This is a genomic window from Stenotrophomonas sp. AGC87 (genome assembly GCF_057333975.1).
The window spans coordinates 79,940-84,259 of sequence record NZ_JBHFHW010000015.1; the positions used below are offsets into that span (position 1 = coordinate 79,940).

2 protein-coding genes and 1 pseudogene are annotated in these 4,320 nt (G+C 68.5%); all 3 read left to right on the forward strand.

Features of this window, described 5'->3' with window-relative positions; all coding sequences use genetic code 11:
* Positions 1–2,146, forward strand: a pseudogene (bcsB, locus tag ACE026_RS06495) (cellulose biosynthesis cyclic di-GMP-binding regulatory protein BcsB); the annotation flags it as partial.
* Between the two features lie 2 nt (positions 2,147–2,148).
* Positions 2,149–3,312 (forward strand): cellulose synthase complex periplasmic endoglucanase BcsZ, encoded by a 1,164-nt coding sequence (bcsZ, locus tag ACE026_RS06500; RefSeq protein WP_486038428.1) that lies wholly within the window; start codon positions 2,149–2,151, stop codon positions 3,310–3,312.
* Positions 3,294–4,320: tetratricopeptide repeat protein (locus ACE026_RS06505; RefSeq protein WP_486038429.1), on the forward strand; the 1,027-nt coding region annotated here is incomplete at its 3' end. The genes bcsZ and ACE026_RS06505, both read left to right, overlap by 19 nt.

The following is a 4,320-nucleotide window of genomic DNA, read 5'->3' on the forward strand; positions in this document are numbered from 1 at the left end:
GGCCGGGTTCGCGGCAGAGCCGCTCCACGCTCAAGCAGCTCGGCATTGATTACGAGATCACCCTGCGGGGCATCCAGGGCACCGCTGGTGTGCCGTTCTCGATCCGCAACGATCAGGTGGTCGATCGCGCCTCGCTGCACCTCAAATACAGCTATTCCCCGGCGCTGCTGCCCGACCTGTCGCACCTGAAGGTGACCGTCAATGACGTCACCGTGGCGACGTTGCCCACGCCGGTCGAGCAGGCCGGGCGGATGATCGAGCGCGACATCGATATCGATCCGCGCATGATCATCGATTACAACCGCATCAACCTGCAGTTGATCGGCCACTACACCCGCGAATGCGAGGATCCGGACCACACCAGCCTGTGGGCCAACATCGACAGCGGCAGCTATCTGGAACTAGGCTGGGCCCGCTGCAGCTGACCAACGATCTGTCGCTGTTGCCCGTGCCGTTCTTCGATGCCCGCGACACCAACCGGCTGGAACTGCCGTTCGTCTTCACCGGGCAGCCGGGGCAGGGCCTGCTGCAGTCGGCCGGTATCGTCTCCTCGTGGTTCGGTGCGTTGGCCGGGTATCGCGGCGCGCTGTTCCCGGCCTCGATCGATACCGTGCCGCTGGAGGGCAATGCGGTGGTCGTGGCGACTCCGCGCAACCCGCCGGCCGGCCTGGTGCTGCCCGACATCAGCGGACCGACCCTGGCGGTGATCGCCAACCCGAACGATGCCAACGGCAAGTTGTTGCTGGTGCTAGGACGCGACGACGCTGAGCTGCGCATCGCGGCCACCGCGCTGACCTTGGGCACGCCGTTGTCCGGCCCGACCGCCAGCATCGGCGATTTCAAGGAAATCGCGCCGCGCAAGCCGTACGACGCGCCAAAGTGGGTGCCCAGCGATCGTCCGGTGCGTGTCTCCGAACTGGTCCAGCAGACCAGCGAGTTGAACGTGGTCGGTTACCACCCGGACCTGATCCGGATCGGCCTGCAGCTGCCGCCGGATCTGTTCACGTGGCGCCGTGATGGCATCCCGCTGGATCTGCGCTACCGCTACACGCTGCCGGAAGGCGCGAACAAGTCGGCGCTGAACATCAGCATCAACGATGCCTTCGTCACCACGCTGCCCTTGAACGGCCGCCCGGCACCGCGCTCGGTGTCGGAGATGCTGTGGAACAAGATGAAGGCGCCGGGCGTGATGCCGATCCAGCAGAAGGTGATGCTGCCGACCGGCCCGTTCTCGTCCAACAGCCAGCTGCGCTTCCACTTCTTCTTTGATCGCCCGCAGGCGGCCGAATGCAAGAACACCTTCCCGGACGTGTCCGCAGCGATCGACGGCGACACCAGCATCGATCTGAGCGGCTTCGACCACTACATGGCGATGCCCAACCTGGCCGCCTTCGGTAATGCCGGCTATCCGTTCACGCGTCTGGCCGATCTTTCCGAGACCGTGCTGGTGCTGCCCAACAACCCCAATGCCGATGACGTCGGCAACGTGCTGACCCTGCTCGGCCGCATGGGCGCCTCGACCGGTTACCCGGCGCTGCGCAACCGCATCATCGCCGCCGGCCAGGTGGGCGAGCACGCCGACCAGGATCTGGTGGTGCTGGGGTCGCGTCGCAGCCAGCCGCTGTTCGGTGAGTGGGCCGCGCACCTGCCGATCGGCGAGGCGGGGCAGTCCCGCCGTTTCCAGCTGTCGGACTGGGTGTTCGAGCGGATGCCGTCGTTCCTGTCGCCGGATGCGCGCCGTACCGATCTGCCGACCACCGCCGAAGTGTCGGTGCGTCCGGATGCTGGCGATGTAGTCCTGATGGGCTTCGAATCTCCTCTGCGCAAGGGGCGCAGCGTGATCGCGGTGATGGCCGATGATCCGGCGCAGGTCAACCGCCTGTTCGAGGCGTGGTTCGACCCGGACCGCCTGCGTGATTTCCAGGGCAGCGTGGTGCTGCTGCAGAAAGACAAGGTGCGCAGCCTGGCCGGCAACCAGAGTTACTACGTCGGCCACCTGCCGCCGCTGACCTGGCTGCGTTGGTACTTCTCGCAGAGTCCGCTGCTGCTGGCCGCCTTCGTGGGCCTGGGGTGCCTGTTGCTGGCGCTGATCGCGCGCTGGCTGCTCAAGCGCAACGCCAAGGCCCGTATCGGGATGTCCGGCTGAGCATGCGCGACACGTCCGACCCCGTGCCGGCGCCGCCGCGCCGTCGCTTCCTGCAGGCGCTGGCGGCCGCCGGTGCTGCCGCCGCGCTGCCGCTCAATGCCCTGGCGCAAGCGTGTGGCACGCCGTGGCGTGAGTGGCGGGCGTTCGTCGGTCGGCATATCGAGGCCGATGGCCGCGTGGTCGATCATCTCAACACCGATCTGCGCAGCACGTCCGAGTCGCAGTCCTACGGACTGTTCTTCGCACTGGTGGACAACGATCCGATCCTGTTCGATCGGATCCTGGCCTGGACCCGCCGCCACCTCTGCCGAGGCCGCGCCGATCTCAATCTGCCGGCCTGGCTGTGGGGCAAGGCGGCCGATGGACAGTTCCGCGTGCTCGACCCCAACACCGCCTCTGATGGTGAGTTGTGGATCGCCTACGCGTTGCTTGAAGCCGGCCGCTTGTGGAAGCGCCCCGGCCTGGTCGAGGCCGGGCGGCAGACGCTGGCGCTGATGCGCACGGCCGAAGTCGTCGAGCTGCCCGGCTTCGGACCGATGCTGCTGCCGGGCAACCGCGGCTTCGTGCAGGCCGACCGCTGGACGCTCAACCCCAGTTACCTGCCGCTGTTCGTCCTGCGCCGCTTCGCCGCCGTCGATGCACGTGGTCCGTGGGCGCGGCTGGCCGAGCGCAGCGTGGCGATGGTGCGCGCCAGTGCACCGGTCGGCTTCGCGCCGGACTGGATCGCCTGGAACGGCAAGGCCTTCGTGGTCGACCCGGCCAAGGGCGCGACCGGCAGCTACGATGCTATCCGCTGCTACCTCTGGGCGGGCATGACCGACCCGGCCGATCCGCTGCGGCGCACGCTGCTCGACGGCCTGTCCGGCCCGGCATCGCTGCTGCGCGCGCAGGCCGGCTTCGCCGAAAAGATCGAGACGCGCCGTGGCGTCGGCACCGGCGCACCGTCGCCGGGCTTTGCCGCCGCACTGCTGCCGTACCTCAGTGCCCTTGGCCAGCCCGCGCTGGCCAAGGCACAGCTGGCGCGGATTCCCGCGGCCGGCACCCTCAACTATTACGATCGTGCCCTGGTGCTGTTCGGCAAGGGCTGGATGGATCGCCGCTACCGTTTTTCTGCCGATGGGCGACTGCTGCCCGCGTGGAGTTCGCCATGTTCCGCAAGACCCTGACACCCCTTTGCCTGGTCGGCCTGTGCGTGTTGACCGTGCCGGCCTTTGCGCAGAACGCGTCATCGACGCAGCAGCTGGTCAGCCAGGGCAACTACTGGCAGGACCAGGGCCGCGAGGACCTGGCGGCCGATGCGTGGCGCAAGCTGCTGGCGACCGATCCCAACCAGGCCGATGCACTGCTCGGCCTGGGCCTGATCGACCTCAACCAAGGCCGCCGTGCCGAAGCGCAGAAGCGTCTGCAGCAGCTGCAGGCACGTCATCCCTCCTCGGCGCAGGCCACGCGCCTGCGCATGGCGCTCGGCGGCGGTGGTGGTGGCAACCAGCTGCAGACCGCGCGTCGCGCGGCGGCAGCCGGTCGCTATGTCGAAGCGGTGCGCGCCTATGACGAAGCGTTCGGTGCCGGCGGTCCGCCCAATGACCTGGCGCTGGAGTACTACCAGGTGCTGGCCGGTACGCCGGAAGGCTGGACGCGCGCGCGCGATGGCCTGCGCCGTATCGCCACCGGCAACAACAACCCGGCCAAGCTCGCGCTGGCCCAGGTGCTGACCTACCGCGAGCCGACCCGCCGCGAGGGCATCGCCCAGCTGCGTACGCTCAGCCAAGCCACCGACACCGCCGGCCCCGCGCGTGCGGCCTGGCGCCAGGCGCTGCTGTGGCTCAACGCCACCACCGCCGATGCCGGGCTGTACCAGGCCTTCCTGGACGTGGTGCCGAATGATCGTGAAGTGGCGGCCAAGCAGGCGCAGCTGCGCGAGCAGGCCGTGGCCAACCGTCCCGTGCCGCAGGACCCGAACCAGCGCCTGCTCGGCGAAGGCTTCCGCGCGCTGGACAGCAACAATCTGGCCCAGGCCGAAGCGCGCTTTGCGCAGGTGCTGCGCGCGCGGCCGCGCGATGCCGAGGCACTCGGTGGGCTGGGTTCGGTGCGCCTGCGCCAGGAACGTTTCGGCGAAGCCAATGAACTGCTGCGCCCGGCTGCTGCGATCAACGGCAAGTGGCGTAGCGCGGCTG